We start from the raw sequence: 22,496 nt of genomic DNA, 5'->3' as shown, positions 1-22,496 counted from the left end.
CCAGCGCTGGATCAGCGCGTGCAGCGCGCTGCGGGGGCCGACCAGGCCAGCATTCAGATCAACCGTAAGGACACATTCGACATGACCTCTCCTGTGCAGGCCACACCCGACCACCAGCCGGGCCTCACTGCCCGGTTGTCGGCTGAAGCTTTGGGCTCGATGTTCATTGTGGTCGTAGCGGTGGGTGTAGGGATTTTCTCCAACCCCAGCGGGGCTCCCGTACCGGTGGCCCTCGCCGCCGGGCTCACAGTGACCGTGGCAATGCTGGCGTTCGGGCATGTCTCCGGAGGCCACTTCAACCCCGCCATCACCCTGGGCAACCTGGTTGCCGGCCGGATCAGGGCCGTATCCGCCGTGGCCTACTTGGCGGCGCAGCTCATCGGCAGCGTTGCAGGTGCGGCACTGATCTACTTCGTGGTCACCACAGTCCCCGTCCTGAAGGACGCCCGCGCCGCCTTCGATGTCGTGGCGCCGGGCTACGGTGAGCATGCTGCGGCCCAAACGCAGATGGCCGGCGTCCTGATGGTTGAAATCCTGGGATCTGCACTGCTTGTTGCAGTTTTCCTGGGGGCGACCGCCGGTCGCAGGGCTCTGCCCGCACTGGCTCCGTTCGCTGTGGGCCTGGCCATGGTTGTGCTGCTTCAGTTCGGCCAGGTCCTGGGCAACCTCCCCTTCAACCCGGCACGGGCAACGGCCCAGGCATTCTTCAGCTCTTCCTGGGCCATCGAAGGACTGTGGCTCTTCTGGGTGGCACCGCTGCTGGGCGCTGCACTGGCCGGGCTGGTCTTCCGTGGCTTCCAGAGCCTTTCGGTGGCCAACGAGGCCGGGTCAGCTGATGTCCAGGCCGCCCATGACGACGGTGTCAATGATGCCTTCGACGCTGATCGCGACCTTACCGGGGAAGACACCGAAACCCGTGGCGCCAAGGACCAGCAGGATCAGGCGAAGAAGGGCACGGTCACCCCGGCACCCGCACCTGCTGCGGCCGCCGGCGATGATGCCCGTGACTTCTTCGACGGCAAAAAGGGCTAGAAACCAGACGGGATCGACGGCGGTCGGCTTGCCTGCGCTTTATTGTCGGTGCCCACGGTTAACTTGGGAATATGCGGTTACTTCACACTTCGGATTGGCACCTCGGCCGGTCATTTCACGGCGTCGGCATGCTTGGTGCCCAGCGCAATTTCGTGGACCAGTTGGTATCGGCGGTAGAAGCCAGGTCCATTGATGTCGTCCTGATAGCCGGAGACGTTTACGACCGCGCCTTGCCGGGCCTGGACGTGGTGAAACTCCTCGATGATGCCCTTGTCCGGGTTACGCGGGCAGGCGCCGCCGTCGTCCTGACCAGCGGCAACCACGACTCCGCCATCAGGCTTGGCTTTGCGTCCCGGCTGTTGGAACGCGGGGGAGTGCACCTCCGGACCCGGGTGGAGGACTTGGACGTGCCGGTGGTTTTGCCGCTGGGATCGGACCGCAGCAGCGGGGACGTAGCCATTTACGGCATTCCCTATCTGGAGCCCCGGCTGGTGGCTGAGCGGTTGGGCGTCGAAACCGCCAACCACTTCGATGTCACCTTGGAGGCTGTGGAACGGATTCGGCGTGATGTGGAGCGCCGCCGGGAAACCGGACCGGTCCACCCTGTCGTCCTTGCGCACACTTTCGCCAGTGGCGGCATTACCTCGGACAGCGAGAGGGACCTCAGCATTGGTGGACTGGGAGCCGTGCCGTTGGATCTCTTTGACGACTTCTCCTACACCGCCTTGGGTCACCTCCATGGGCGCCAGGAACTGGCTCCGAACGTGCGCTACTCCGGCTCGCCGTTGGCCTATTCCTTCTCCGAAGCCAAACACCACAAGGGCGCCTGGCTCGTGGACATTGGCGCCGGCGGCGAAGTCGGGGTTGAAGAGGTTCTGTGGGAGTCGCCCAAACCCCTGGCGATCCTGCGCGGTCCGCTGGATGGCCTGCTGGCATCCGAAGAGCATGCTTGGGCGGAAGGTGCATACTGCCAGATCACGTTGACGGATACCCAGCGGCCTGCCCAGGCGATGGAGAGGGTGCGCGCCCGTTTCCCGGACACCTTGGTCCTTGCCTTCGAACCCGAAGGCGGTGAGTCCCGGGCCAGGACAAGCTACAGCAGCCGGCTCGCCGAGGCTGAAGACGACCTCGACGTTTGCTGCGGCTTCCTGGAACATGTCCGGGGGCGCGGTTCCGGAGATGCCGAAGAAGCCGCATTGAAAGAAGCCCTTGAAGCTGTCCGGTTGGAGGAGGCGGAGCTGTGAGAATCCACCGTTTGGATATTGAAGCGTTCGGTCCGTTCGCCACGCCCCAGCACATCGACTTCGACCAACTAAGTGCGCAGGGACTGTTCCTCCTCAACGGCGCCACCGGGGCCGGGAAGACCAGCATCCTGGATGCCATCTGCTTTGCCCTTTACGGGTCCGTTCCAGGAGCCCGTCAGGAAGGCAAGCGGCTCCGCAGCGATCACGCGGCCCCCGCCGCGGAACCACGCGTTGTGTGTGAGTTCTCTGCCCGGGGACGTCGTTTTGAAGTGATGCGCTCGCCCGCATGGGATCGACCCAGCGCCCGTGGGCGCAATGGCTTCACCACCCAACAGGCCAAAACCCTCCTCCGCGAACGGGTGAACGGAACCTGGGAGGAGAAGTCCTCCAGGAATGACGAGGTAGGGGCTGAGCTTTCCGACGTCCTGGGAATGGATCGGGAGCAATTCACCAGGGTAGTCATGCTGCCGCAGGGTGACTTTGCAGCGTTTCTCCGGTCCAAGGCAGGCGACCGTCTGGAACTCCTCCAGAAACTGTTCGGCACGCAACGCTTTGAATCCGTTGAACGCCACCTCGCCCAGCAAGCTGCTGACGCGGCCGGCGCAGTGCAGGAGAACACGGCGGAACTGGCCATGCTGCTGGACAGGGTTGCCGCTGAGCGCCAACAGTTGGAGGACCACCACGCCGTGCCAGGTGATTCAGCACGCACCTCTGCCTCCATCCCTGCAGGACAAGAACCGGAGGAATGGCTCGCCGAGTCGGAAGCCGAGGTGACCGCCGCATGGCAGCGTCGTCAGCTCGATGCCACAGACGCGGAGTCCTTGGCCGCCCGATTCGCCGCGAAATTCCAGGAAGCCCAGGATAAATCGCTGCGTCATGGGCGCCTGGGCGCGGCAATGCAGCGGCGTATCCTGCTTGAGCTGGCGGCCCCCCGGGCACATGAGAACAGGGAGAGGCTTGGCCGGCATCGCCGTGCTGCCGTTCTCAGCGGCCAGTTGGAAGCCGTTGATTCCACAGCACGCAAGCTCCAGGCCGCCACAGAGCTTGCGGCCGGCATTCGCTTGAAATTGGAAGAAGCGGGCATCGACCCCGGGAACGCCGCCACTTCCCTGGAGAGTGTCAAGGCAAGCTGCGCTGTGCTGGAAGCACGTCTTCCCGAGGAACAGCGTCTGGACGGGATGGCAGCACGGTTGGTGGCCAAGGGCGCCGAGTCGGCTGAACATACCGCAGCATCGGAAGCGGCACGCACGGCGCTGGAACAGCTTCGTGACGACGTGGCCACAGTAGAGACACAGATCGGGCCCCTTGAACCTGTCGCCGGGAAACTGGCAGAGCTGGAAAGGGAAGCGGCGGAGGCCACCGCATTGGTGGATATCGTGGCCCGCTATGCCGCTGCCGCCGAATATGTGGAGGAAATCACCGGGAAGCATCTCCAAGCACGGTCCGCATCGCAGGATGTCCGCCAGCAGTGGCTCGACATCCGCGAGCACCGCCTGGCCAACGCGGCAGGGGAACTGGCAGCAGCCTTGGAAGACGGCACACCGTGCGTTGTGTGTGGCAGCGAAGACCACCCAAATCCGGCTGCTGCAGTACGATCAGCCCTCTCCCTTGCCCAGGAAGAGGAAGAGCTGAAGGAGCGTTTTGATGCCAGTGAGAAAGTCGTGGGGGAGCTCGCTGAGCAAGTTTCCACGGCGGCCCAGGTTCTCGCCGGGCTGAAGGCGCAAGGAGGTTTTGCGGATGCCGCCGACGCTGAGTCCAAGCGTGAGGATACCCAGCGGGCCCTCTCTGCGGCCCGTAAGGCAGCAGCGTCCTTGGAGACTCTGCGCAGCCGGCACCAGGCCCTGAGCCAACGAATCGTCCTCGTGGAGGAAGAACTGGCCCGCTCCTTGGCCGCCGCAGCCCAGGCGTCTTCGGAGGTGTCCCTTCTCCAGGAACAACACACTGACCTGGAGAAGGACCTGGCTGGTCTGAGGAGCGGCTTCCCGAGCCTGCGTGAAAGGTTGCACGCCCTGTCGGCTGAGCGCGCGCTGCTGCAGGCGGCAACGGATGCTGACCGGAACGTCGAAAGTGCCGGGCAAGCACAGGCAGATGCCATCGCCTCCCTGGGCCGGGTCTTACCGGAATCCGGATTCGGATCTGCCGAAGAAGCGCGTCGTGAACTCCTGCCGCCTGCCGACGTCGTAGGTCTTGAAAAGGACCTCGCCGATTTCGACGCTGAATCTTCCCGCCTCGATGAACTGTTTGCCGGCGAGGACCTGGTCCTGGCAGCAAAGGAAGTAAGTATTGGCGAGCTTCCGTTGCCGGAGGCCGAACTTTCCGGGTCAAAACTGCTGGCAACCGATGCTGCCGAGAAGGCCCGGGCCGCTGCTCTGGCTGCAGGCCTGGCTGGAAAGTCGTCCGAAGCTGTGACCCGGTTCCGGAAGGCGTACCTGGCTCTTGCCCACGCTGGCAAGGAGCCCCGGAACAAGGCGCGGCTGCTGGCAGAGTTGGCGGACACCGTGAGGGGATCCGGCGATAACAGTTACCGGATGAGCCTGAACACTTACGTCCTGGCCGGTCGACTTGAACAGGTTGCCATCGCCGCCTCCGAGCGGCTCGTTGCCATGAGTGATGGCCGCTACACCTTGCAGCATACGGACGCCAAGGCAGCGAGGGGCGCAAAGTCGGGACTGGGGCTGGAAGTGGTGGATGAGTGGACTGGTCAGCGCCGTGACACCTCCACCCTGTCCGGCGGTGAATCCTTCATGGCATCGTTGTCCCTTGCTCTTGGCCTTGCCGATGTTGTGCAGCAAGAGGCCGGTGGCGTGGACATCGAGACGCTGTTCGTCGACGAAGGTTTCGGAAGCCTCGACGAGCAAGCCCTGGAGCAAGTGATGGATGCTTTGGAGGGACTGCGCGACGGCGGCAGGGTGGTTGGCTTGGTCAGTCACGTTGCCGAGATGAAGCAACGCATCACCAGCCAGGTGCAGGTGGTGAAGGGCCGCCATGGATCTACCGTGCGCATTGCCGAATTGGTTCCTGCCTAGGGCGTGGTTCCTGCCAGGCCATATCCGATAGACTTAACCCGTTACACCGGGTCGCGCGCATCGGGAGGAGGGACGATGCGCATCCTTTAGCGAACCCGGATTAATGGAAAAATCTTCTGTGGCTTCCCAGCCCCTGTCTTCTGCACCCTCACGCCCCTCCCGCCTGCCCGGCCGTTTTGCGCGTCTCCCGGAACTCGCAGGGCCGGGCTTCCTGCCTTTGGGCCTTTTCGCCCGGCTTCCGCTGGCCATGCTCACCGTCGGAACCCTGACGCTCGTCACGGCTGTCAGCCAGTCGTACGCCATAGGCGGCATGGCTGCTGGAGCTGTCGGCGTTGGTTCGGCCTTGGGCGCCCCTGTCCTCGGCTCCTTGGCTGACCGCGCAGGGCAGCGGATCGTGCTCCTGGTGGCCGCTGTCATCAACGCCCTTGCTGTAGCTGGACTACTTGCGGCGGCCTACCTGACGCCGGCCTACGGTTCTGCAAGTGACGCTGTTGGTGTCCTCATCGTGGCATTCCTTGCCGGTGCCAGTTGCCCGCAAGTTGGTCCGATGGCCAGGGTCCGTTGGATGGCTTTGACTACCCGCAACCTTTCCCCCTCGGCAGCCAACGGCAGCAGGAGCGTGGCAGCAAACCGGGCCGACCTTGATACCGCGCTGTCCTACGAGGGGACCGCGGACGAGGTCACCTTCGTCCTTGGCCCGGCGCTGGTGGGTGTCCTGGCCAGCATGGTGGCCCCGTGGTTGCCACTCGCCCTGGCTGCGGTCATGACCATCACGTTGGTACCGGCTTTCGCCGTCCACCCCAGCCAGCATGCCGTGGTTCCGTCACCTCGCAAGCCGGCTTCCGGCGTCGTGCTTTCGGAGGAGCAGTCCGCACAGGCTGGCCAGCAACGCCGGAATCGTTGGGCCGGTGCCGTAGTTGCCGTGCCTGTCCTGGCAATGGTCTGCATGGGAACCTTCTTCGGGGCGACGCAGAATGCGTTGAGTGCGTTCTCTGCCCAGTACGCCACCGCCGAAATCGCGGGAATCCTTTACGCGGTGATGGGCTTGAGCTCTGCGGTGGCTGCGTTGTCGGTCGCATTCTGGCCACAGCGGTTCAGCCTGGCCTCCCGTTGGGTTGCGGCTGCACTGGCGATGTCGGCCTTGTCGCTTTTGCTGCTACTGCCCGGCGGTATTTGGCCGATGGTCTTTGTCTTGCTGGTTTTGGGTATTCCCGTGGGGCCTGTGATGGTCACTGTCTTCAGCATCGGCGGGGTGGTGGCTCCGGCCGGCCGCATGGCGACGGTCATGACAGCGCTCGCCAGCGGAATCGTCGCGGGTACGGCGCTGGGCGCATACCTGGCCGGGCAACTGGCCGAGACGCAGGGGCCGGGTGCAGCCTTCGTCGTTTCCATGGCAGCCGCGGCTGGCCTGCTGCTGCTGGGTGTCGTGACGTCCCTGGTGATGAAGCGCCGGCCTCAGTCGTAGTCGAGCGCTCCGGCGAGTGACTTTGCCATGAGTTCAACCAATCGCACAGAGCGTTCGTCGTCGGGGTCGGCCAGATGTTGCATGCTGATGCCGTCGATTCCCGAAATGAACAAGCGCGTGATGTCCTCCAGATTGGCGGGGACGGGTTCGCCGGCTGCTTCAGCCGCTCCACGGAACAACTCCAGGGTTGAGCTGACCCAGCCGTCGTACATTGATCGGTTCATGAGCAAGGCCCGGGGCTGGTCTTCCGCTTCGACCCGGAACCGGAAGAGCAGTACAGGTTCGCGGCGGCTGCCCAGTTCGGCCTGATCACCATGATGGACGAACACATCGGCCGGATCCTGGATGAGCTGGACCGCCAAGGATTGGCCGAGGACACCATTGTGGTGTTCACCAGCGATCACGGAGATCTCTTCGGGGACCACGGCCTCATGCTCAAGCATTTTGTCCACTACCGCGCTGTGACCAATGTTCCCTTGGTGGTGCACCTTCCCGGGACCTTGCCGCGGCGAAGCAGGGCCCTGGTTTCCAGCGCGGATGTGGCCCCCACGCTTCTGGAGCTCACTGGCTCCAAGGAGTATCGCGGAATACAGGGTTCCTCGCTTGTGCCTCTTCTCCAGGGGGAAGCCGATCATCATCGGGACTCGCTCTTGGTGGAGGAAGAACAACCATTTGGCTTGGAGGGACTGCCGGGACCTGTCCGTATGAGGACGGTCATCACCGCTGAGGGCAGGCTGACCCGTTACTTCGGCACCGGGATCACCGAACTGTACGATCACCGCGAAGACCCCGGGGAGCTGGTCAACCGTGCGGGCAACCCTGATTATGCCGGATTGGAAGAGCGGCTTTTGCGAACCATGCTCGAAGAGATGGCAGCCCTCACGGACGAGGGCACGGCCCCGACGGCGGCGGCTTAGTCAAAAGTTCGACGGCGGCCGCTGGGGTCTGTTGGCCAGCGAGCCGTCAGTGGCTGTTGCGGTAACCGGTGGGGGAGTTCCCGAAGGCTGCCCGGAAGATACGGCTGAAATGTGCGGCATCGGTAAACCCCCACCGTGCTGCGATGGCCGTCACGGGGCGGTCGGTCAGCACAGGATCCCTCAGGTCCCGCCGGCACCGTTCGAGCCGCCGTTGCCGGATGGAGGAGGCTACGGTGGTGCCGATTTCCTGGAAGAGATCGTGCAGGTGCCGCGTGGATATGTAATGGGCAGCGGCAATGGTTCCCGGCGAGAGTTCGGGATCACCGAGGTTTGCCTCGATGTAGTCGTGGATACGCCCCAGCAGCAGCAGATGAGGATCCCGGCCTGTCTCGATCAGCTGATCCAGCTCGCCATTGAAGAGCGTGGTCACCAGGTCCAAAGCGTTGTGCACCAGCCGGAGCCCATTGGTACCCGACAGGGCTTCAAGGTTGTCGGCCAGTCTCACCAGGAAGGGGCTGATGAGCTGGCCGAGGCCCTCATCGCCCGGTATGCGCAAGGCAGTGACGTGGCCCATGGCCTCGGCCGGCAGGTCCAGCAAAACGTGCGGGAACATCAGCACCAAGGTGCGGAAGTCGTCGTCGAACGTTAGTTGATACGGGCGGGAGGTGTCGTAGATGGAGAGATCACCGGGGCGCAGCACGGCCTCGCGCTCGTCCTGAACCAGGCGGCCCGAGCCAGCGAGCTGGATGCTGAGTTTGAAAAAGCGCCCTGTGGACTTGGCAATCAGCTCCGGTGTGCGCAGGACAGTGTGCGGTCCGGCGGTAATCTCCACCACGGAGATCTGCCCCAGCACGCGGGCACGCATGATCCCGTGGAAGGTTGAGCCCTGGAAGGATGAACTGTTGGGACCCGTTGCCATCAGGGGCACGAACGAGCTGGAGATTGCCTTGCTCCACTCCTGGAACGACTCCGCCACGATGGTTTCCACGGTTGCGGGGCCCGTATCGGCCGCGACGGTCATCAAACTCCCTTTCAATGGCCCGCGGCGCCGCTGCCACTGGGGCGGGAATGCCGGTTTGTGCGGACGTGAGCTTGCCCACGATTCTACACTGGGGCCTGCCTGCGTCCGTGCTTGCGTGCAGCGACAAACACCCTGCCGTGTGAGACAAGTCACGCAAGGTCCCTGCGGTGGAAGATTGCGGAATGACAGACACCGTGCCGCGCAATCTCCCGCGGCACCGAGGCAGGAGCACACTATGAGCGTGGACAACCCCGTCAAGGGCAGGGCGGCCGGAGCCGTAGGCACCAAAAGGCGGCTCGGCGTACCAGCAGTAACCTTCATGATCATCGCGGCCTCGGCGCCGCTGACCGTGCTCGCGGGCGGCGTCACCACCACTTTCGCGGTCACCGGTGTCACCGGCGTGCCGCTGTCCTTCCTGATCCTTGGCGCAATCCTGGCGCTTTTCGCCGTGGGCTACGCCGCCATGAGCCGGTACGTCACCAACGCAGGGGCGTTCTACGCCTACATTGCGCAGGGCATCTCAAGGCCGGCCGGCGTGGGAGCATCACTGATCGCCCTCATGGCCTACAACCTCATGCAAGTGGGTATCTACGGCCTGTTCGGCTTCACCGTGTCCTCGCTCCTGTCCGCGCGGCTGGGCATCAGTGTTCCGTGGTGGATCCCCGTGCTGGTCTGCATCGCCATTGTTGGGTGGCTGGGAGTAAACCGGGTGGACCTGTCCGCCAAGGTACTGGGCGTTCTGGTGGCTTTGGAGTTCCTGGTGGTCATTGTGTATGACGTCATCAGCCTTGCTGTGGCCCCCGAAGGCATAAGTGCAGCAACTTTCAGCCCCGAAAGCCTGTTCGTTCCGGGAATCGGAGCAGTTCTGTCCTTCGGAATCGCCGCCTTCATGGGCTTCGAATCCGCCGCGATCTATGGTGAGGAATCCAAGGACCCCAAGCGAACCGTTGCCAGGGCGACCTTCGCAGCCGTGGGCATCATCGCGGTGTTCTATGCCGTGTCCGCATGGGCCATGACCGTGGGCGCGGGACCGTCCGCCGTGGTCGAGGCGGCCACCACCAATGGCCCGGACATGATCTTCGCCTTCCTGGGCACCCACGGCGGCGTACTGCTCAGCGATATCGCCCAGATCCTCTTCGTCACCAGCCTCTTCGCAGCACTCGTCAGCTTCCACAATGCGGTAGCCCGGTATTTCTTCTCCCTCGGCCGCGAGCGTGTCCTGCCGTCGTCGCTGGCCAAGGTGCGGACAGAAAGCGGGGCGCCTTTCGCCGGTTCGCTGACGCAGACGGTGATTGCCGTCGTCGTCACCGTCGCGTTCGCCATTGCCGGCTCCGGATCCGAACTGGGCGAGCTGTACCCCGTCCTGACCATGTTCACCTGGCTGACCAACAGCGGTGCAATCGGCCTCGTGTTGCTGATGACCGTCGTATCGGTGGCCGTGATCGGCTTCTTCCGCCGGGAAAAGCACGGCGCAAGCCTGTGGGTCAGGGTGATTGCCCCGGGCCTGGGGTTCGTACTCCTGGCCGTGGTCTTCGTGCTCATCATGGCCAACTTCAATGTCCTGCTGGGACAGACAGAATCGACGGCAGTGACGTTTGTCTTGCCGATGCTGGTCCTGCTGCCCGGAGTTGTTGGTGTCATCTGGGGCTTGCGTCTGCGGCGCTCGCAGCCTGCTTTGTACGCACGGATCGGCCATGGGGCCGAGGACTGAGAACCACCTCAAGACACAAAGGAGGCCCCGGCGGTTTGTGAACCGCCGGGGCCTCCTTTTAATTCTGCAGTTGGGCTACGTCCGGTTGGCCGGGTTCAGTTCCATGCTGTGGTGACTGATGCTGATCAGCCGGCCATGGGCGCCGAAGGTGAAGTGCACGGGTTCCGTGCCTGCCTCGTCCCATCCGAAGAGGCTGCCGTGGGACCTGATGGCGTGGGGATCGCGGTGGTCAGCGATGGTGACTGAGCCGCACGGTATGACTTTCTCCCGCCAGGTGAAGACGAAAATTCCGGGGCGGATCTGCAGCACGGTGTTCGAATCCGTGTCGGCCAATCCCCGCTCCGGGCCTGCCAAACACTGCCATGTGTACCAGGTGGGGCTGAGGTAGATGTGTTCATACGCGTGGGATTCGCTGTAGACCCATTCAACGCGGCGACCAATAAGTGCGTTGCTTTCTGCAATTGCCGCCCCCGAGGTGTGGTGATCATCGAGTGTCCCTGGGCGGAAATCGTGGTGGACGGCGACGCTGGAGGCTGTTGCCTTGCCGAGTGCGGCGCCAATGTAGAGCGCCCTGCCGTGCAGCAGGTCCAGGAGCAGGGAAACGGCGAGTTCGGGATCCTGCTGACTCTGCCATTGGGCGTAGTACAGGTCCTTGGCTACCAGGAAGGCCTCATAGGGGGCCGTTCCTGAGTGGCCGGCCGCAGCCCATTGGACCTCTTCGTCGTCGAAGCTGAACGTCATGGGACCGCCGTCATTGCGGAGGGAGAACTGTTTTCCTGCCAGGTCTTGCACTGTGGGCGCCTTGTAGGCGTCGAAGCCGGGGGCCAGTCCGTCCAGTGGCAGCCAGTTGGAGGTGTCGAGGAGATTCAGGCTCATGGGTTCCTTCTCGGGCTCGAATGAAGGACCGGACGGCGTGTCCGGCCCTTCATTCGAGTATTCGCTTCGTCGCAGTCATCGTCTTGTGCTGTGGGGCACGTCACTTGACCTGCAATGAAAGGTTTGCCGAAGGGACGTTCAGGCCAATTGGCTTTCGATCCGGGCAGCACTGGCTGCGAGCGCTTTGCCGACGGCGTCGGCGTCTTGATCCAATCGGATGTAGACGACGGCGATCGCGGCCGGCCGTCCCCCCGGGACCTGGATGGGGGCGGCGATGGAGGACAGTCCGGCGATGACCTCGTCATGGCTGGTGGCGTAACCGAGGCGGCGCGCCTCGTGGGCTTCGGGGCGGTAGGGGTTGCCGGCGCCGGCCTGCTGCCATCGTTCCTCCGTCATGGTTGATTGGATGGCTATTCCGGGAGCGCCTGTGCTGACCGGGTGGCGGCTTCCGGGGTGTTGGGCGAGCGCCGCCCCGGAGTGTCGTGGTTCAACGGTGACCAGGGTGACGCATTCCTGGTGGTCCCATACGGCGACGAAGGCTGTCATGTGCAGGGTGTTGGCGAGTTGGGTCAGCTCGGGCAGCGCCGCGGTTTGAAGGTTCCGTGAGACGCCGCTGGCCAGTACAGCCAATCCGGGTCCGGGCTGCACCCGTCCGGAGTCGTCGCGCACCAGCAGGGAATGGTCTTCCAGTGTCCGGAGAATCCGATAGGCCACAGAGCGGTGCACGCCCAGGGCTTCGGTGAGTTCGGCGATGCTGAGTGGCCTGTCTGCGGCAGCGAGGATCTCCAGGGCGCGGATTCCCCGGGACAGGGTTTGTGACGGCGGGGCTTGTGTCGCCGCTTCCGTTGGAGGGTGGACGTCGCTGCGGGGATTCATGCGAACCATCCTATGTTGGCGCGAACTTCCAGGGGTCTGTGCTTTGGGTCACAGATTGTAGTATTCTTTCCTAACTGACCGTTCTGTCGGTTAATGCAAGTCACGTGCCGAACAGTCACCCTCACCCCAATGGAGTTCCAATGACCGCAACTTCCACTGTCGACTCTCCGTCAGGACCCAGCAGCAAGCGCGAGGAGCGCCGGGTTCTGGCCGGGACACTGGTGGGCACCACCATCGAGTGGTACGACTTCTTCATCTTCGCCCAGCTCACTGCGACGCTGCTGGCCCCGCTGTTCCTCTCGCCTTTGGAGAAGTCCAACCCGGGTGTCGCCCAGCTTTTGTCGTTCGCCACGATCGGTATCAGCTTCCTCTTCCGTCCCCTCGGGGCTTTCGTTGCCGGACACCTCGGCGACAGGATGGGCCGCAAGGCCGTCCTGGTCATGACGCTGGTCATGATGGGTGCAGCCACCGCGCTGATCGGTTTGCTGCCCACCTACGCAACCATCGGCGTCTGGGCCCCCATCCTGCTGATCACCTTGCGCGTAGTCCAAGGATTCTCCGCCGGCGGTGAGTGGGGCGGTGCCGCTCTCATGGCTGTGGAGCATGCACCCATCAAGAAGCGCGGACTCTTCGGCGCCTACCCGCAGATCGGTGTGCCCATCGGCATGATCCTTGCCACCGGCCTCCTGTTCCTCCTGCAGTCGGGCATGTCCAAGGAAGAGTTCGCGGCCTGGGGATGGCGCGTGCCGTTCCTGCTGTCCGTCGTCCTCATCGTGGTGGGCTACCTTATCCGTCGCGCTGTTGGAGAAAGCCCGGTCTTCAAGGAAATCGCCCAGCGCAAGGCCGAAAGCAAGGCGCCCCTCGGAGATCTTTTCCGCAACAACAAGAAGGAAGTTGTCCTTGCAGCGTTGATCTTCATTGCCAACAACGCCGCCGGGTACTTGCTGATCGCCTTCTTCATCTCCTACGCCACACGGACGTTGAAGATGCCCACGCCGCAGGTCTTGCTTGCCACCACCATCGCCTCATTCGGCTGGCTCATCTTCACCATGGTGGGTGGTTGGTTGTCGGACAAGATCGGACGAGTCAAGACGTTCCTGATCGGTTACGGCTTGGTCTTTGCCTGGATGATCCCCATGTTCGTGCTGATCGATTCCAAGGACATCGTGCTTTACGGAACCGCTTTGTTCGTCCTGACCATCGGGTTGGGACTGTCCTACGGTCCGATGTCCGCCATGTATGCGGAAATGTTCCCGGCCCAGGTCCGCTACTCCGGAATCTCCATTGGATACGCCCTGGGTGCCATTCTGGGCGGTGCTTTCGCGCCGCTCATTGCCCAGGCACTCCTGGACACCACCAAGTGGTCCGGTTCGGTGGGCATCTACATCATGGTTCTGTGCGTCATCTCTGCAATTGGAGTGATCCTCGCCAAGGAAACCCGTGGACGGCCCCTGGGTTACAGCGTTCATCACTAGAAGCTGCAAAAAAGGCGGGGGCGGTCCCTGTGGACCGCACCCGCTTTTTGCGTGGGGAACGACGCCGGTTACGTGCGGCCGCCGGCACCGGCACCTTCGAGTTGGCTGACGACGTCGTCGTCGGAGAGCTGCTCAAATCGCTCGTAGAACGCGCCGACAGCGTGGAATTTACCGGGTGTGTGAAGGACCATCACTGCGTCGCACACCCGGGCCAACGACGTCGAGGCCTCCAACGATGCAACCGGCACCGCGGCTATCACAGTGCGTGCCCCGGCTGAACGAACCGCCTCCACAGCCGCCCGCATGGTGGCACCGGTGGCAAGTCCGTCATCGGCCAGCACCACGGTCTTCCCGCAAAGGTCATGGCCGGTGCCTGGGTACTCCTGCGCGCGACGGAGAAGCTCGGAACGTTCATGGGCTTCCACAGCATCGAGCGCGGCCTGGGAGATGCCGTGGGCGAGGATCAGCTCCCTCAACGGCTTGTTGACGATACGCAGGACATCCCCCTGCGACCAGGCCAAGGCGCCGAAGGCGGTTTCGTCGCGTCCGGGGATGCCGAGCTTGCGGACCAGGACAGCGCCGAAGGGCAGGTACAGCTCCGTGGCGGCCGCTGCGGCCACGGGAACTCCACCGCGGGCCAGGCCCAACACGATGGTGTCCGGCTGTTCCCTCAGCTGGGGGAGGGCTTCAGCCAGGCGTCGACCGGCTTCCGCACGGTCCTTGAAACGCATGCCCATCTGCTCCACTTCCACGAAATTCGTTGCAGTTCCAAGCCTACCGTCCAGACCTTGCCCGGCAGCGTCTCCGCTGAAAGCATGGGCTTGTGAACAAGCCAATCGGATATTGGATCAAGAGGCTCGACGCCGCGCTGGAAGCCCAACTGGACAACATTCTGGCCAGAATCAAGCTCAGCCGCCGTCAATGGCACACCCTCAGTGTCCTGTCCGAGGGCGCCATGCTTCCTGACCAGCTGGAGGAATCCCTGCACCCGTTGTGGGGAAACGATGTCCGGATGCGGGAGAGGGAACTCGCGGCCTTGGTCGGTCGGGGGATGATCACCATGGTCGATGACCGGCTGGTCCTGAGTGACCGCGGACGGGAAAAATACCACGAAGCCCAGCGGCTGGTGGAAGCGGCGCGGCAGGACCTGTCGATGGGGATCGGCATTGACGAGTACGCCATGGCATTGAGCGTGCTGGAGCGCATGAGCCTTAACGCGGAGCGGCTGGCCCGCTGATCACCGTCAGCTGGGCCAGCCGGTGCGTGGGGCCGGCTAGACTCCGAGGAATTCGAGGGCAGCTTCCTTGAAGGCCCGGCTGGTGATGACGTTGGTGTGGGTCCGCCCGGGAATGACCAACGTTTCCACCAACCCACCCCTCTTGCCTGCAATGGCGGCGAGTTCCGGCATGGTCGCTGCCCGTTCGTCCTTCTCGCCGGCAACCAGCAACAGGGGCATGTGCGGGGCAGCCTCGGCGGGATCGAAAGGTTCTCCCTTGATGGCCTCGATGAGGGACAGCATGGCGAACAGGTTGTTGCTGGGGAGCATTTGTGCCATTTTCAGCAGCCCTGCCGTAGACGCGTCCTCCACGGGCGTACCGTCGGCCAGGTGCCGTTGGGCGGCAACGAGGTCGAAGGCTGCGAGCGGGTCTGCCGAACCCGGTCCGCCCAGGACGATCCGGTGCACCAGGTCCGGCTGCGTAGCGCCGAATTCCCACGCCAACCGCGAACCCAGTGAGTAGCCCACCACGTCCAGGCCCGTGGAAGGGTCACCTTCGCGCAGGGGCCGGGCCCCGGCGTCGGTCACTATCTGCAGCAGGTCGGCGCGGATTCGGCTGGGCGTGTACGAGTCCAGGTCCTCAGGGGAGTGGCTCCGGCCGTGGCCCGGCAAGTCGACGGTGATGACCCGGCGGCCGGCGTCCTGAAGGGTGGTGATCCAGCCGCTGTCAGCCCAGTTCAGCTTGCTGGAGGATGAAAAGCCGTGGATCAGCAGGACAGGGCGCAGGCCAGCGTCAGTGGCGGGTTGGTGCACTTCGACGAACAGTCCGGGATCGGTGCCCTCCACTGTGTGCCTCTGCTGTTCCACTGTGTGCCTGCCGGTCATGGTGTCAGTCCTCATCGAGTACGGCGCTCAGGCGGACCCGGCGCTTGGGTGCTTCGTCCTTCGGAACAGTGCCCACGATCCCGGCGGTGTCATCCGGAACCTCGAACACGATCAGCGGCTCGCCAACGTTGATGGTGTCACCGGGCGCCCCGTGAATACGCACCACTTTACCCGCCTGAGGGCTGGGCAATTCGAGCGCTGACTTGGTGGTTTCGAGCTCCACGATCGGCTGGTTGCGTTCCACCTGCTGGCCGGGTTCCACCAACCACTCCAGCACGGTTGCCTCAATGAGGCCCTCGCCGAGATCGGGAAGCGGGAAGGAAATTTCAGCCACGGCGGTACTCCAGTACGCGTTGGATCCCAAAGAGGATGCGGTCGATGTTGGGGATGTATTCGTCCTCCAGGTCGCCGGAGGGATAGGGGACGTCGAAGCCGGTGACACGCTCCACCGGCGCTTTGAGCGTTGCGAAACAGCTCTGCGTGATGAGTTGGGCCACCTCTGCGCCCAGGCCCGATGTCAGGGGCGCTTCATGAACGACGACGGCGCGCCGCGTCTTCCCGACGGACCTCGCCAATGCTTCGGCATCAATCGGTTTCAACCAGCGCAGGTCCAGGACCTCAACGTCGATGCCGTCCTCGGCAGCCAGTTCAGCCACCTGCAGGCAACGGGAAACCATGGCACCCCAAGCTACGAGGGTCAGGTGCCGGCCTTCCCTGGCCACGCGGGCGCCGGTGAGGCCGCCGTCGTCGTGCGCTGCTGTGCCAGGGGTGGCGGTGGTGACATCCACGGGCCCTTTTTGCCAGTAACGGGATTTCGGCTCCATGAAGATCACCGGGTCCGGGCGCGTGGCAGCGTACTTGAGCAGGTGGTAGGCATCATGCGGGGTGGAGGGGGAGACTACTTTGAGGCCGGGTACGTGGGCGAACAGGGCTTCCAGGCTTTCACCGTGGTGCTCGGGTGCGCGGATGCCACCGAAGCTGGGGACGCGGAGCGTGATGGGCATCGGCAGGGTGCCGCGGCTCCGGTAGTTCATCCGGGCGATCTGGCAGACGATCTGGTTGATGGCCGGATAGGCGAAGCCGTCGAACTGGACTTCGGGGATGGGGTGGAAGCCCGCCATGGCGAGGCCTACCGACATGCCCAGGATGCCTGACTCAGCCAGGGGGGTGTCAAAGACGCGGTCTTCGCCGTGCTTGGCCTGCAGCCCGTCGGTGATGCGGAAGACGCCGCCCAACCGGCCGCAGTCCTCGCCAAAAATGACGGTCTTGGGATTCCCGGCCAGGATTTCATCCAGTGCACGGTTCAGCGCCTGTTGCATGGACAGCTGCTCAACACTTGCCGTGCCCGCTTCAGGGCTGCGAGGTTCGGTGATGGTCTCAGACATGTTCGGACTCCTCGCGCCACGCGGTGGCTTGGGATTGAAGGGTGGGCGTTGGCTCCTGGAAGACCAGGCTGAACATCTCAGAGCCTGGACGCGGGCCGAGGTCGGCCATGCCCGCCCGGACGGCCTCTTCTTCCTCTTCCGCCCGTCGCTGTGCTTCTGCGAAGAAGGCGTCGTCGGCCGCGCCGTCCTTGAGGAGCCGCTGCTTGAAGCGCTCCAGCGGATCCTCGCCGGCGTCCAGGCGTTCCTCGTCCAGCGTGCGGTATCTGCCGGGGTCGTCAGCGGTGGAATGAGGTCCGCGTCGGTACGTCATGGCTTCAATCACCACGGGGCCGTTTCCTGCCCGGCAGTGCGCGAAGGCAGAGCGGGTCGCTTCAAAGACAGCCACGACGTCGTTGCCGTCCACCTGCAGGGACGGGATGCCGTATCCGGCCGCGCGCGCCGCGACAGAGCCGCCGGCCACCTGGCGCTCCGTGGGGACTGAGATGGCCCAGCCGTTGTTCTGGATGAAAAACACCACGGGGGCCTTCATGACGGCCGCGAAGTTCATGGCCTCGTGGACGTCACCCTGGGAGGAGGCGCCGTCGCCGAAGTACGTCATGGCGACGCCCATTTCACCCGCGGCGTTGCCGGAGAGGGTTTGGCCGTGGGCCCACCCCACAGCGTGCAGGACGGAGCCTGCCACCACAGCCTGGATGGGAGCGAACCTGGACTCCAACGGGTTGTACATGCCGCCATGCCAGGTGGCTTTGTGAGTGGACATGTAGCCCACCATGTCCAGGCCCATTGCGCGGGCAACGCCCATTTCACGGTAGGTGGGAAACACAAAATCGCGGGTCCGGTCCACCGCGTAGCCGCTGCCTACCTGCGCGGCTTCCTGGCCGAGTTCGGGGGCATAACCGGGAATGATGCCTTGGCGCTGCCAGGCCACTGCTGAAGTGTCCAGGTGCCGGACTGCTGCCATCAGGGTGTACAGCTCACGGAGTTGATGGTGGGTGAGCGGGGCCGCGTCGTCATCGACGGCGGCCACCACAGGTTTGGTCGTCATGGCTGTGACCCTAGTCACCCACTATGGGTGTGCGCAATCAGCACAGTTCAAACGAAACACTTTGTACAATTTGGGTATAAGAAGAAGCCCTGCACAGTACAAACTGTGCAGGACTTCTTGGTGGTGATGAACAGCCGGTTTACTCCACGGGTGTGGACTGCTTGGCGGCTTTGGACTTGGCGTTGATGAAGCAGCCCGCCGCGATGACCAGGATCAGGATGAACGTTCCGATTAGCTGTCCGGCACTTTCCGGGTTGGCGAAGCCCACCACCAGGATGAGGCCCAGCAGCATGAGGCCAACGATGGTCAGGACGGGGAAGCCCTTCATGCGCAGCGGCAGTTCTGTGCCTTCCCTGTCAGCCCTGCGCCGCAGGATGAACTGCGACACCAGGGCAGTGCCCCAGACCACCAGGCAGGTGGAGCCCACGAGGTTCAGCAGTGCGGGCAGGATCTTCTCGGGGAACAGCAGTTCCAGGACCGTGGCAATGAAGCCGAAAGCGACCGAAATTCCGACGGCGGCGACGGGAACCTTCGAAGCGCTCAGGCGGGACAGGAAGCGGGGAGCTTCCCCGCGTTCGGAGAGGGAGAAGATCATCCGGGAAGCGCCATAGAGGTTGGCGTTCAGCGCAGAGAGCAACGCGACGACGGCCACCAGGGTGATGGCAGCGCCCGCGCCCGGGATGCCGGCCATGTCCAGGACTCCGGCGAACGGAGACTTCAGGCCGTCCGAGCCGACCGGGAGGACAGCTGCGATAACGAACACCGAGCCGATGTAGAAGACCAGGATGCGCCACACTACGGTGCGGATGGCCTTGCCCACGCTATGGGCGGGGTTCTCGGTTTCAGCGGCAGCAACGCTGACAATTTCCGTCCCGCCGAAGGCGAAGATCACCACGAACAAGGCGGCGGCGATGCCACCGATGCCGTTGGGGGCGAAGTCCCCGAAGGCCGAGAAGCCGGGGGAGGGGACGTTCGGCAGCCAGCCAAAGAGGAGGGCTGCACCGATGATCAGGAAGATGACGATTGCGGCCACCTTGAGGATGGCGAACCAGAACTCGAACTCGCCGAAGTTGCGGACGCCTACAAGGTTGATGCCTGTGAAGACCACCATGAAGACCAGCGCAAGAACCCACACGGGAATGACGGGCCAAATGGAGAACAGCAGTCCGGCTGCCCCGATGGCTTCGGCGGCAATGACCACCACCAGTTGGAGCCACCACAACCAGCCGATGGTTCCGCCGGCCGTCTTGCCCATGGCCTTTTCTGCGTACACGGAGAACGCGCCGCTGTTGGGGTTGGCGGCTGCCATCTCGCCAAGGGCCCACATGACCAGGATGATCAGCGTGCCGGCGACGAGGTAGGAGATGAGCACGGCCGGACCTGCGGCTTGGACGCCTGCGCCTGAGCCGAGGAAGAGGCCGGCGCCGATCGCACTGCCGAGCCCCATCATGGTGAGCTGGCGCGGTTTGAGCGAATGGCCGAGACCGGATGTTGGGGCAGGAGCCGCGATGGACTTCGTTGTCATACGTGTCTACCTTCTATGGATTACATGCTGGTTTGGCGTGTTGGCCTCATGGGCTTGGCACGCGGGCGTCGACGACGCAGCAAGAGCCGTGGAATAATTCTCGCAGTTTGTAAGATACATCACTTTTTGCTGTAGCGATGTGATGGGTACGGATCCCCGGGGACAGGAACTTTGATGCTGGTCGATGCGCTTGATGCAAAAATTGTACGTTTCTTCACTGATTCACCGCGATCCTCCGTGCTGGAGGCCTCGCGCGTGCTCAGGGTCGCCAGGGCTACGGTGCAGTCCAGGATTGACCGGATGATCGACAATGGGGTCATTGGTTCCTGGGTTCCCCAGCCGGATCCCGCCAATTTCGGTTTCCCGGTAGTGGCATTCTGCTCCGTCACCATCACGCAGGAGATTGGCCACGATGCCATCATCGAAAGCCTGGGCGCCATCCCGGAAATCATCGAGGTCCACACCGTGACGGGAAACTCTGATCTCATGGTGCGGATCGCGGCACGTTCCAATCCAGACATGCAACGGGTCCTTGATGCCATGATCGCCACCAAGTCCGTGGTTCGGTGCTCGTCGGTCATTGTGCTGAACAGCCACATCCAAGGCCGGACGCTGCCGCTGATGGAAGCGGCAGCGAAGCCAGTGTGACGTAAAGCATTTTGCCAAGAGTCTGTTGAGTCGTACCATTAGTTCTAGTCAATATGACTTTAACTAACGCTCCGTCACATCGGGGAGTGCTCCAGGCGGCGATGAAGCGAGGTGAACGCCGTGAACACCAACTCAGCGAACGTCGCCGAAAGGCGGCTTGCGCCGCCGTCGTTGGCTATTTCAACGGTGATTTTCGCCCTCCGCCCCAGCGAGAAGTCCGGCCGCCCCACGTTGTGGCTGCCGCTGGTCAGGCGCATCCGCGAGCCCTACAAGGACATGTGGGCCCTTCCGGGCGGGCCGTTGGCCCACGACGAATCCCTCCAGGACGCCGCGTCGCGAAACCTCCGTGAAACCACCGGGCTCACTCCGCACTACCTCGAACAGCTTTACGCATTCGGTGGTCTTCACAGGTCGCCCACCCAGCGCGTTGTCTCGATCGTTTACTGGGCCTTGGTGCAACCCACGGAAGCTGCTTTGGCCGACGAATCAGAGAATGTGCGGTGGTTCCGGGCCGACCGGTTGGGTGAACTCGCCTTCGATCACAACGCAATCGTGGACTACGCCTTATGGCGGCTCCGCAACAAGATGGCCTATGGGTCCATCGCATACCACCTGCTGGGCGAATTCTTCACCCTCGCCCAGGTCCGCGAAGTCTATGAGGCCGTGCTGGACCGCCAGCTCGATCCCGCAAACTTCCGCCGACACGTCAAGGCAACACCGGAAATCGAAGAAACCGGTGAATACCTCCAAGGCGGGAAACACCGTCCACCACGCCTCTACCGCTTCACCGGCACGCCCGGCCTCGGGCCAGATAACAGGAGTACACCATGAGCAGCGTCAACACTGCGGTCCAGCTGATCACTCGCGAGGAAGCCGAGAAGGGCCTCTCCCGCGCAGGGTCCACGTGCAGCCCGGCCTTGGCCAGGGGCCCATGGGAATACGACCTCGCCGAAGCCCTCGCCGGCGAGCCCGCGTACGGGCCCGGTGCCTCGAGCAGCGATGTCGCACCCACGGCCACGCCGCGTCAGGGCCAATTGCCGGAGGAGTACAAAAAAGCCTCCGACGCCGAACTGGACGTCCGTATTCGGGCCGCCAAGGCAACACTCGGGGACCGCGCCGTCATCCTGGGGCACTTCTACCAGCGCGATGAGGTCATTCAGTACGCAGACTTCGTCGGCGATTCCTTCCAACTTGCCAACGCAGCCCTGACCAAGCCGGACGCCGAAGCCATCATCTTCTGCGGCGTCCACTTCATGGCAGAAACCGCAGACATCCTCTCCACGCCTGAGCAAGCCGTCATCCTGCCCAACCTCGCCGCGGGTTGCTCCATGGCCGACATGGCGGACGAAGACTCCGTGGAGGAATGCTGGGAGCAGCTGGAGGAAATCTTCGGCACTGAGCCGGACGCATCAGGCCGCGTGCCGGTCATCCCTGTTACCTACATGAACTCTTCTGCTGCGCTGAAGGCATTCTGTGGCCGCAATGGTGGCATTGTGTGCACTTCCTCCAATGCCAAGGTGGTCCTTGAATGGGCCTTCGAACGTGGTCAGCGCGTCCTGTTCTTCCCCGACCAGCACTTGGGCCGCAACACCGCCAAGGCACTCGGAGTCCCGCTGGAGCAGATGCCCATGTGGAACCCGCGCAAGGAACTTGGCGGCAACGATGAACAGCACCTGCTGGACTCCCGAGTGATCCTCTGGCATGGCTTCTGCTCGGTCCACAAGCGCTTCAACGTGGGCCAGATCGAGAAAGCCCGCCAGGACTTCCCGGGCGTCAACGTGATCGTCCACCCCGAATGCCCCATGGAGGTTGTGGATGCGGCCGACTCCGCCGGTTCTACGGACTTCATCAAGAAGGCGATCGCCGCCGCCACGGAACCCACCACGTTCGCCATCGGCACCGAAATCAACATGGTGAACCGGCTCGCTGCGGAAAACCCGCAACACACCATCTTCTGCCTGGATCCGGTCATCTGCCCGTGCTCCACCATGTACCGCATCCACCCGGGCTACCTCGCCTGGGTCCTTGAGGAGCTGGTGGAAGGCCGGGTCGTCAACCGCATTACCGTGGACGACTCCGTGCAGGACAACGCCAAGATTGCGCTGGAGCGCATGCTGGCAGCCAAGCCGGCCTAACGGCCCGCACACCA

21 protein-coding genes are annotated in these 22,496 nt (G+C 63.5%); 11 read left to right on the top strand and 10 right to left on the bottom strand.

Annotated features, from left to right (window positions below; genetic code table 11):
* The first annotated feature begins 81 nt into the window (after positions 1-81).
* From RQH14_RS12155 to RQH14_RS12140, 4 genes are all read left to right on the top strand, one after another.
* Positions 82-1,032 carry an aquaporin gene (locus tag RQH14_RS12155; RefSeq protein ID WP_311213477.1) on the top strand — a complete coding sequence of 317 codons (951 nt, stop codon included), beginning with the start codon at positions 82-84 and terminating at the stop codon, positions 1,030-1,032.
* A 71-nt stretch (positions 1,033-1,103) separates the two neighbouring features.
* Positions 1,104-2,276, top strand: a complete 1,173-nt coding sequence (locus RQH14_RS12150) for an exonuclease SbcCD subunit D (protein ID WP_311213476.1) — start codon at positions 1,104-1,106, stop codon at positions 2,274-2,276.
* Positions 2,273-5,302, top strand: coding sequence for an SMC family ATPase (locus RQH14_RS12145; protein WP_311213475.1), 3,030 nt, complete (start codon positions 2,273-2,275; stop codon positions 5,300-5,302). Before RQH14_RS12150 ends, RQH14_RS12145 begins: the two co-directional genes overlap by 4 nt.
* 103 nt (positions 5,303-5,405) lie before the next feature.
* The gene (locus RQH14_RS12140; RefSeq protein ID WP_311213474.1) at positions 5,406-6,767 is read left to right on the top strand and encodes an MFS transporter; all 1,362 of its coding nucleotides are present in this window, start codon (positions 5,406-5,408) and stop codon (positions 6,765-6,767) included.
* On the opposite strand, the gene RQH14_RS12135 is transcribed toward RQH14_RS12140, so the two are convergent.
* Positions 6,758-7,096, bottom strand: a complete 339-nt coding sequence (locus RQH14_RS12135; protein ID WP_311213473.1) for a TetR family transcriptional regulator C-terminal domain-containing protein — start codon at positions 7,094-7,096, stop codon at positions 6,758-6,760. The genes RQH14_RS12140 and RQH14_RS12135 overlap by 10 nt on opposite strands.
* Between RQH14_RS12135 and RQH14_RS12130 the strand changes: the two genes are divergently transcribed.
* Positions 7,007-7,684, top strand: a complete 678-nt coding sequence (locus RQH14_RS12130; protein WP_311213508.1) for a sulfatase-like hydrolase/transferase — start codon at positions 7,007-7,009, stop codon at positions 7,682-7,684. The two genes, RQH14_RS12135 and RQH14_RS12130, sit on opposite strands and share 90 nt — an antisense overlap.
* Positions 7,685-7,730: 46 nt before the next feature.
* Here RQH14_RS12130 and RQH14_RS12125 read toward each other — a convergent pair whose 3' ends face one another.
* The gene (locus RQH14_RS12125; RefSeq protein ID WP_311213472.1) at positions 7,731-8,705 is read right to left on the bottom strand and encodes a helix-turn-helix domain-containing protein; all 975 of its coding nucleotides are present in this window, start codon (positions 8,703-8,705) and stop codon (positions 7,731-7,733) included.
* Positions 8,706-8,940: 235 nt separating this feature from the next.
* Between RQH14_RS12125 and RQH14_RS12120 the strand changes: the two genes are divergently transcribed.
* Positions 8,941-10,416, top strand: coding sequence for an APC family permease (locus RQH14_RS12120; RefSeq protein ID WP_311213471.1), 1,476 nt, complete (start codon positions 8,941-8,943; stop codon positions 10,414-10,416).
* Positions 10,417-10,491: 75 nt separating this feature from the next.
* Here the strand turns inward: RQH14_RS12120 and RQH14_RS12115 are convergent, their stop codons facing one another.
* Both RQH14_RS12115 and RQH14_RS12110 read right to left on the bottom strand, forming a co-directional pair.
* The gene (locus tag RQH14_RS12115) at positions 10,492-11,292 is read right to left on the bottom strand and encodes a MoaF C-terminal domain-containing protein (RefSeq protein WP_311213470.1); all 801 of its coding nucleotides are present in this window, start codon (positions 11,290-11,292) and stop codon (positions 10,492-10,494) included.
* 138 nt (positions 11,293-11,430) lie between these two features.
* Positions 11,431-12,177 carry a helix-turn-helix domain-containing protein gene (locus RQH14_RS12110; RefSeq protein WP_311213469.1) on the bottom strand — a complete coding sequence of 249 codons (747 nt, stop codon included), beginning with the start codon at positions 12,175-12,177 and terminating at the stop codon, positions 11,431-11,433.
* A gap of 131 nt (positions 12,178-12,308) precedes the next feature.
* Between RQH14_RS12110 and RQH14_RS12105 the strand changes: the two genes are divergently transcribed.
* Positions 12,309-13,643: an MFS transporter gene (locus tag RQH14_RS12105; protein WP_311213468.1), complete on the top strand. Its 1,335-nt coding sequence runs from the start codon at positions 12,309-12,311 to the stop codon at positions 13,641-13,643.
* 68 nt (positions 13,644-13,711) lie between these two features.
* On the opposite strand, the gene RQH14_RS12100 is transcribed toward RQH14_RS12105, so the two are convergent.
* Positions 13,712-14,380, bottom strand: coding sequence for a phosphoribosyltransferase family protein (locus RQH14_RS12100; protein WP_311213507.1), 669 nt, complete (start codon positions 14,378-14,380; stop codon positions 13,712-13,714).
* Positions 14,381-14,466: 86 nt separating this feature from the next.
* Between RQH14_RS12100 and RQH14_RS12095 the strand changes: the two genes are divergently transcribed.
* Positions 14,467-14,880, top strand: coding sequence for a MarR family transcriptional regulator (locus RQH14_RS12095; protein ID WP_311213467.1), 414 nt, complete (start codon positions 14,467-14,469; stop codon positions 14,878-14,880).
* Between the two features lie 36 nt (positions 14,881-14,916).
* Here RQH14_RS12095 and RQH14_RS12090 read toward each other — a convergent pair whose 3' ends face one another.
* The 5 genes from RQH14_RS12090 to RQH14_RS12070 all read right to left on the bottom strand — a co-directional run bounded on the left by RQH14_RS12090 (position 14,917) and on the right by RQH14_RS12070 (position 19,699).
* The gene (locus RQH14_RS12090) at positions 14,917-15,744 is read right to left on the bottom strand and encodes an alpha/beta fold hydrolase (RefSeq protein ID WP_311213466.1); all 828 of its coding nucleotides are present in this window, start codon (positions 15,742-15,744) and stop codon (positions 14,917-14,919) included.
* Positions 15,745-15,748: 4 nt separating this feature from the next.
* Positions 15,749-16,078, bottom strand: a complete 330-nt coding sequence (locus tag RQH14_RS12085; RefSeq protein ID WP_141282646.1) for a biotin/lipoyl-containing protein — start codon at positions 16,076-16,078, stop codon at positions 15,749-15,751.
* Positions 16,071-17,129 carry an alpha-ketoacid dehydrogenase subunit beta gene (locus tag RQH14_RS12080; RefSeq protein WP_311213465.1) on the bottom strand — a complete coding sequence of 353 codons (1,059 nt, stop codon included), beginning with the start codon at positions 17,127-17,129 and terminating at the stop codon, positions 16,071-16,073. Before RQH14_RS12080 ends, RQH14_RS12085 begins: the two co-directional genes overlap by 8 nt.
* Complete coding sequence (locus tag RQH14_RS12075) at positions 17,122-18,174, bottom strand: thiamine pyrophosphate-dependent enzyme (RefSeq protein ID WP_311213464.1); 1,053 nt, start codon at positions 18,172-18,174, stop codon at positions 17,122-17,124. Before RQH14_RS12075 ends, RQH14_RS12080 begins: the two co-directional genes overlap by 8 nt.
* A gap of 139 nt (positions 18,175-18,313) precedes the next feature.
* Complete coding sequence (locus tag RQH14_RS12070) at positions 18,314-19,699, bottom strand: amino acid permease (protein WP_311213463.1); 1,386 nt, start codon at positions 19,697-19,699, stop codon at positions 18,314-18,316.
* 174 nt (positions 19,700-19,873) lie between these two features.
* Here RQH14_RS12070 and RQH14_RS12065 point away from each other — a divergent pair, with 174 nt between their 5' ends.
* The 3 genes from RQH14_RS12065 (at position 19,874) to nadA (ending at position 22,482) form a co-directional block, all read left to right on the top strand.
* The gene (locus tag RQH14_RS12065; RefSeq protein ID WP_311213462.1) at positions 19,874-20,347 is read left to right on the top strand and encodes an Lrp/AsnC ligand binding domain-containing protein; all 474 of its coding nucleotides are present in this window, start codon (positions 19,874-19,876) and stop codon (positions 20,345-20,347) included.
* Between the two features lie 111 nt (positions 20,348-20,458).
* Positions 20,459-21,178 (top strand): NrtR DNA-binding winged helix domain-containing protein, encoded by a 720-nt coding sequence (locus tag RQH14_RS12060; protein WP_089595490.1) that lies wholly within the window; start codon positions 20,459-20,461, stop codon positions 21,176-21,178.
* Positions 21,175-22,482: a quinolinate synthase NadA gene (gene nadA, locus RQH14_RS12055; RefSeq protein ID WP_311213461.1), complete on the top strand. Its 1,308-nt coding sequence runs from the start codon at positions 21,175-21,177 to the stop codon at positions 22,480-22,482. The genes RQH14_RS12060 and nadA overlap by 4 nt, the downstream gene beginning before the upstream one ends.
* The last annotated feature ends 14 nt before the right edge of the window (positions 22,483-22,496 follow it).

The organism is Arthrobacter sp. WCS2018Hpa-7 (genome assembly GCF_031843805.1).
Classification (GTDB): domain Bacteria; phylum Actinomycetota; class Actinomycetes; order Actinomycetales; family Micrococcaceae; genus Arthrobacter.
Note: the sequence above shows the minus strand (reverse complement) of the source record. Positions and strands in the feature narration are given on the sequence as shown.

Excerpts from the sequence above, each read along its gene's own strand:
- RQH14_RS12155 (WP_311213477.1), top strand. The coding sequence starts at position 82 with ATGACCTCTCCTGTGCAGGCCACACCCGACCACCAGCCGGGCCTCACT.
- RQH14_RS12150 (WP_311213476.1), top strand. The coding sequence starts at position 1,104 with ATGCGGTTACTTCACACTTCGGATTGGCACCTCGGCCGGTCATTTCAC.
- RQH14_RS12140 (WP_311213474.1), top strand. The coding sequence starts at position 5,406 with ATGGAAAAATCTTCTGTGGCTTCCCAGCCCCTGTCTTCTGCACCCTCA.
- RQH14_RS12125 (WP_311213472.1), bottom strand. The coding sequence starts at position 8,705 with ATGACCGTCGCGGCCGATACGGGCCCCGCAACCGTGGAAACCATCGTG.
- RQH14_RS12120 (WP_311213471.1), top strand. The coding sequence starts at position 8,941 with ATGAGCGTGGACAACCCCGTCAAGGGCAGGGCGGCCGGAGCCGTAGGC.
- RQH14_RS12115 (WP_311213470.1), bottom strand. The coding sequence starts at position 11,292 with ATGAGCCTGAATCTCCTCGACACCTCCAACTGGCTGCCACTGGACGGA.
- RQH14_RS12110 (WP_311213469.1), bottom strand. The coding sequence starts at position 12,177 with ATGGTTCGCATGAATCCCCGCAGCGACGTCCACCCTCCAACGGAAGCG.
- RQH14_RS12105 (WP_311213468.1), top strand. The coding sequence starts at position 12,309 with ATGACCGCAACTTCCACTGTCGACTCTCCGTCAGGACCCAGCAGCAAG.
- RQH14_RS12100 (WP_311213507.1), bottom strand. The coding sequence starts at position 14,380 with ATGGGCATGCGTTTCAAGGACCGTGCGGAAGCCGGTCGACGCCTGGCT.
- RQH14_RS12090 (WP_311213466.1), bottom strand. The coding sequence starts at position 15,744 with ATGACCGGCAGGCACACAGTGGAACAGCAGAGGCACACAGTGGAGGGC.
- RQH14_RS12080 (WP_311213465.1), bottom strand. The coding sequence starts at position 17,129 with ATGTCTGAGACCATCACCGAACCTCGCAGCCCTGAAGCGGGCACGGCA.
- RQH14_RS12075 (WP_311213464.1), bottom strand. The coding sequence starts at position 18,174 with ATGACGACCAAACCTGTGGTGGCCGCCGTCGATGACGACGCGGCCCCG.
- RQH14_RS12070 (WP_311213463.1), bottom strand. The coding sequence starts at position 19,699 with ATGACAACGAAGTCCATCGCGGCTCCTGCCCCAACATCCGGTCTCGGC.
- RQH14_RS12065 (WP_311213462.1), top strand. The coding sequence starts at position 19,874 with ATGCTGGTCGATGCGCTTGATGCAAAAATTGTACGTTTCTTCACTGAT.
- nadA (WP_311213461.1), top strand. The coding sequence starts at position 21,175 with ATGAGCAGCGTCAACACTGCGGTCCAGCTGATCACTCGCGAGGAAGCC.